The organism is Lentibacillus halodurans, from assembly GCF_900112045.1.
GTDB lineage: Bacteria > Bacillota > Bacilli > Bacillales > Amphibacillaceae > Lentibacillus > Lentibacillus halodurans.
In genome coordinates this window covers 1-4,549 of the sequence record NZ_FOJW01000028.1, presented here as the reverse complement: position 1 = coordinate 4,549, position 4,549 = coordinate 1, and the positions used below count along the sequence as shown (strand labels likewise).

Below are 4,549 nucleotides of genomic sequence, written 5' to 3'. Positions count from 1 at the left end.
TAATCGATCGAGGACTTAACTAAACAAAGGATCGTTGAATGTATCTCTTATTTAGTTTTCAGGGTACAATAAAATCTTCAATATAATCCTTGATTTTTTTAAAAAAACAATTATAATATTTGTTGGTATGAAAAAATCATGAGATCACTTGGTTTATTAAGAATTTATTATTAACTTGTTTATGTTGCACAACACAGATTATAAATTCTATAGGTCTGACAGCAATAGCGGAGAGGACACACCTGTTCCCATGCCGAACACAGCAGTTAAGCTCTCCAGCGCCGATGGTAGTTGGGGTTTAACCCCTGCGAGAGTAGGACGCTGCCAGGCAACTTCCATTCCACAGTAGCTCAGTGGTAGAGCGGTCGGCTGTTAACCGATTAGTCGCAGGTTCGAATCCTGCCTGTGGAGCCATGGAGAGCTGTCCGAGTGGTCGAAGGAGCACGATTGGAAATCGTGTAGGCCGCTATCGCGGTCTCGAGGGTTCGAATCCCTCGCTCTCCGCCACTATTATATATTGAACTATTGGCCCGTTGGTCAAGTGGTTAAGACACCGCCCTTTCACGGCGGTAACACGGGTTCGAATCCCGTACGGGTCACCATTTCTATTCTAAGATACCGAGGAACCTTTATTGAATGATACGTCCTGTCGTGATCTGCGGAATAGTTGGAGGATTAGCTCAGCTGGGAGAGCACTTGCCTTACAAGCAAGGGGTCGCAGGTTCGAGCCCTGCATCCTCCACCATATACCTTATTTCATATTGCGCCGCAATCGCCATTGAATTTGCTTCTATGTGCAGGTTTGTGAGGAGTGCAGCGGCATTACAACAACATGACGAGCATTTATGTTTGTCTGGAGTCAGAAGTACATGGTATAATTAATATTTCACTTCATATCGCGGGGTGGAGCAGTCTGGTAGCTCGTCGGGCTCATAACCCGAAGGTCGCAAGTTCGAATCTTGCCCCCGCAACCAAAATTAGTTCAACTCACTACGTTGAGTAACCTTCTGTGTTAGTTGAATATCAGTAGTGGTGAAAAGTGCAACCAAATGGTCCGGTAGTTCAGTTGGTTAGAATGCCTGCCTGTCACGCAGGAGGTCGCGGGTTCGAGTCCCGTCCGGACCGCCACTTAAAATCATACATACATCGGCTCGGTAGCTCAGTCGGTAGAGCAACGGACTGAAAATCCGTGTGTCGGCGGTTCGATTCCGTCCCGAGCCACCACCTTTTAATTAATGTCATATGGAGGGGTAGCGAAGTGGCTAAACGCGGCGGACTGTAAATCCGCTCCCTCAGGGTTCGGGAGTTCGAATCTCTCCCCCTCCATCATTTTCATATAGGGGTATAGTTTAATGGCAAAACGAAGGTCTCCAAAACCTTTGATGTGGGTTCGATTCCTACTACCCCTGCCATAATTCACTTATTATGGCGGTCGTGGCGAAGTGGTTAACGCACCGGATTGTGGCTCCGGCATTCGTGGGTTCGATCCCCACCGGTCGCCCCATATCATGTAAATGTTATTGGGCTATAGCCAAGCGGTAAGGCATCGGGTTTTGATCCCGTGATTCGCTGGTTCGAATCCAGCTAGCCCAGCCATAAAATGCGGAAGTAGTTCAGTGGTAGAACACCACCTTGCCAAGGTGGGGGTCGCGGGTTCGAATCCCGTCTTCCGCTCTTTTCTTTTCCTTTTGGCGGTATAGCCAAGTGGTAAGGCAGAGGTCTGCAAAACCTTTATCACCGGTTCGAATCCGGTTACCGCCTCCAAAGTTATGTACACATGCCGGTGTGGCGGAATTGGCAGACGCGCACGACTCAAAATCGTGTTCCTTCGGGAGTGTCGGTTCGACCCCGACCACCGGTATCATTTTTCAAAGTCTAATAATCGGTAATTGAACGTGAATATACCGTCAAATCAACGTTTCTCCATTGTGGGGAAGCGTTTTTTTGTGTTTAAAATACGTTAGTTTTTAGTGTTTTTTTATCGTCTCTAATCGTGTGCGTTAATCGTGCGAATAGTTGCGAAGGGGGTAAGATATGGCAAGACGTAAGAACAACTTAAATGACCGTGAATTATCTATTGTCAGAAAAAGTGATAAGTCGTATGCAGAAACGTTTAAAGAAGCGATTGATTTATTTTTGACTGATTGCGATTTACGTAATTTAAGACCCTTTACTATCCGTTATTATCAAAACGAACTACAAGCGTTTCTAAACCAATTAGAAGAACAAGGGATAGATACGAAAGAGTTAAAGCCCTATAACGTTACGGAAGAACATATCCAAGAAAATGTTATCCGTTATATGCGTATTTACAAAGGGGCTAAGATTGTTTCAATTAATACCCGTTTACGTGGACTACGTTCGTTCTTCAATTTCCTTTATAAGAAGAAGCACATTCCAAAAAACCCAATGGAAAATATAACGTTATTAAAAGATAGGAAACATGTAATTCCTACGTTCTCAAAAGAACAATTAAATACGTTGTTCAATTAACCCGATTTAACGACGTTTACGGGAGTTCGTGACTATACAATAATGATGATTTTCCTTGAAACTGGAATCCGTGTGAATGAACTTGTAGGGCTATCATTAGCCGATATTCAATGGGAAGATAGTCTATTGAGGATAAGGAACGCTAAGACGTATAGAGAACGCCTAGTACCCATTCAAAGCGAAATGAAGAAGCAATTAAAGAAGTATATCTCCATTAGGGGAGTAGTTGATAGTGACGCTTTATTTGTAACCATTGACGGAACACCTTTTGTTAAGAAGGTCAATACAACAACGAATTGACATATACGGGGTGAAAGCCAAAATAAAAGACATTCGTTGTAGTCCCCATACATTCCGCCATACATTCGCAAAGTTAAGTGTTCAACAAGGGGCTAATATCTTCGAATTGCAGACCATTCTAGGGCATACAAGCATGGAAATAGTTAAGACCTATGTAAACCTGTTCAGAAATGATGTAAGGGAAAGACATAAGGATTTTTCTCCGTTAAAGGTGTTAAAGAAAAGAAGATAATGTGAGGTGTTGTGATGGAGACCAGATATAAGGCAATTGCAGTTAATGAAAAAGATTTATTTGTAAGCGTCTATTGTAACTATGTTAATTTAAGTGACGCGAAAAGTGCTTACCAAGAAGATAAAGATGATTCAATTGTAATTGAAATGACAAACAATGAAAATCGAATTGGGGCAGTATGTATCGGAATAGATGAAGCTGAACGTATAGCTTTGGCATTGTTAAACATAAGTAATTCAATAAAATATTAAGCCTTAAAAAGAAAAAAGCCACGCGTTCGCACCGCGTGACCCAAACCTTGTTATAACTAACTAAATACGGATAAACCGTTTAGCTACTTACATATTATCGAAAAAAATTCGTATATGCAAGGCTTATTAAGTAATGCCTTTTTTAGCAGCTAAGCAGGTTCTCCCGTCGTGGATTGCCGACTAATACGACGTTAATATAACCTTGAAAGGTATTGGTAGAAGCCGTTGCAGATAAATTCTATCGTAGCCACGTTAAAAGCGTTCCTTGTTTACTTGTGGTTACTGGGTGAGAACGACCATTAACGGTTCGGTTTGGTAGCTAGGCGTATTAAGATACGGGTAGTGACGAATAGATAAAAGCACATAGGACTAGCTTTATGTGTAGAAAGTTCGTTGTTGGAGAAATCCAAGCGTTAAACAAGGTGATACTGCGGAACCCTCAACAACTCGGTTCAATTCAGAATTATGGACGTCTACTTTTAGCATTCTTTTTGAATGCTTCAAAGGTAGTCGTTCTCATGACCAACGTTTCCTAAGCAATCTGGTTAATTCAGGCATGTCTAAAACCAAAAACCAATACATAATTGCCAATTAATTACTTAAATCTGTTATCTTATAAATAAAGAGGCAACAAAATAGGAGGGTAATTTCATGCCACAACCTAAACCCTGGCTTGATGAAATAATAGAAGCATTAGAAGATTTGGGAGGACATGGTACTTTATCAGATATAAGCGAACGAATCTTAGATAGAGATATAATGAATTTTAATTTAAACAAACACTGGAAAGATAGAATTAGAGGAACTATATATCATCATTCAAGTGATTGTGATATCTACACGGGTGAAGTTGGAGGAAAAAAGGATATTTTTTACGCGGTTAATGGAAAAGGTAATGGAATGTCAACACTAAATTGAACAAATTTTTAAAGGTGCATCAACTTGTATTCAGACGGTGTTAAGTAATCTAATGATTCATGAATCCGAATATTGTTAAACCAATTCACATAATCGAAAAGCTCATAGTCAAGTTCATGTTGGCAAGTGAATACACGGCCATAAACGAATTCCGTCTTGATTGTTTTAAATGTTGCCTCCGCAACGGCGTTATCGTACGGTGTGCCCCTGTTACTAAGGGATCTTTCGATGTCAAATGTCTCTAATGCCTGGTCGATGAGCTTGTTCTTAAACTCATTTCCGCGGTCCGTGTGAAATAATTCAAGGCGGTTTAGATTGTCATTCACTCCGGAAAAAGCACGTTGAACCAACGCTG

General features: G+C 41.2%; 3 protein-coding genes, 14 tRNA genes, 1 rRNA gene and 1 pseudogene. 18 read left to right on the top strand and 1 reads right to left on the bottom strand.

The window, feature by feature from the left end; all coding sequences use genetic code 11:
- The first annotated feature begins 214 nt into the window (after positions 1-214).
- The 18 genes and pseudogenes from rrf (at position 215) to BM195_RS17890 (ending at position 4,194) form a co-directional block, all read left to right on the top strand.
- A 5S ribosomal RNA gene (rrf, locus tag BM195_RS17975) occupies positions 215-330 on the top strand.
- 9 nt (positions 331-339) lie between these two features.
- Positions 340-414: transfer RNA gene (locus tag BM195_RS17970), tRNA-Asn, on the top strand.
- A gap of 1 nt (position 415) precedes the next feature.
- Positions 416-507: transfer RNA gene (locus BM195_RS17965), tRNA-Ser, on the top strand.
- Positions 508-527: 20 nt separating this feature from the next.
- Positions 528-602 (top strand) — tRNA-Glu (locus BM195_RS17960).
- A 67-nt stretch (positions 603-669) separates the two neighbouring features.
- Positions 670-745 (top strand) — tRNA-Val (locus tag BM195_RS17955).
- Between the two features lie 152 nt (positions 746-897).
- Positions 898-974: transfer RNA gene (locus BM195_RS17950), tRNA-Met, on the top strand.
- A gap of 77 nt (positions 975-1,051) precedes the next feature.
- Positions 1,052-1,128: transfer RNA gene (locus BM195_RS17945), tRNA-Asp, on the top strand.
- Between the two features lie 20 nt (positions 1,129-1,148).
- Positions 1,149-1,224: transfer RNA gene (locus BM195_RS17940), tRNA-Phe, on the top strand.
- 20 nt (positions 1,225-1,244) lie between these two features.
- Positions 1,245-1,326: transfer RNA gene (locus BM195_RS17935), tRNA-Tyr, on the top strand.
- Between the two features lie 12 nt (positions 1,327-1,338).
- Positions 1,339-1,412 (top strand) — tRNA-Trp (locus BM195_RS17930).
- 16 nt (positions 1,413-1,428) lie between these two features.
- Positions 1,429-1,504 (top strand) — tRNA-His (locus BM195_RS17925).
- A gap of 17 nt (positions 1,505-1,521) precedes the next feature.
- Positions 1,522-1,596: transfer RNA gene (locus tag BM195_RS17920), tRNA-Gln, on the top strand.
- A 6-nt stretch (positions 1,597-1,602) separates the two neighbouring features.
- Positions 1,603-1,674 (top strand) — tRNA-Gly (locus BM195_RS17915).
- 16 nt (positions 1,675-1,690) lie between these two features.
- Positions 1,691-1,764 (top strand) — tRNA-Cys (locus BM195_RS17910).
- A 15-nt stretch (positions 1,765-1,779) separates the two neighbouring features.
- Positions 1,780-1,861 (top strand) — tRNA-Leu (locus BM195_RS17905).
- A gap of 173 nt (positions 1,862-2,034) precedes the next feature.
- Positions 2,035-3,025: pseudogene (locus BM195_RS17900) on the top strand (tyrosine-type recombinase/integrase).
- Between the two features lie 14 nt (positions 3,026-3,039).
- The gene (locus BM195_RS17895; RefSeq protein WP_090241686.1) at positions 3,040-3,276 is read left to right on the top strand and encodes a hypothetical protein; all 237 of its coding nucleotides are present in this window, start codon (positions 3,040-3,042) and stop codon (positions 3,274-3,276) included.
- A 651-nt stretch (positions 3,277-3,927) separates the two neighbouring features.
- On the top strand, positions 3,928-4,194 hold the full coding sequence (locus BM195_RS17890; RefSeq protein WP_090241684.1) for a hypothetical protein: 267 nt from the start codon (positions 3,928-3,930) through the stop codon (positions 4,192-4,194).
- A gap of 8 nt (positions 4,195-4,202) precedes the next feature.
- Here BM195_RS17890 and BM195_RS17885 read toward each other — a convergent pair.
- On the bottom strand, positions 4,203-4,549 hold a 347-nt coding region (locus BM195_RS17885; protein WP_139224024.1), incomplete at its 5' end, for an IS3 family transposase.

Bases quoted from the DNA above. Each gene is read 5' to 3' on its own strand.
- BM195_RS17895 (WP_090241686.1), top strand. From the start codon at position 3,040: ATGGAGACCAGATATAAGGCAATTGCAGTTAATGAAAAAGATTTATTT.
- BM195_RS17890 (WP_090241684.1), top strand. From the start codon at position 3,928: ATGCCACAACCTAAACCCTGGCTTGATGAAATAATAGAAGCATTAGAA.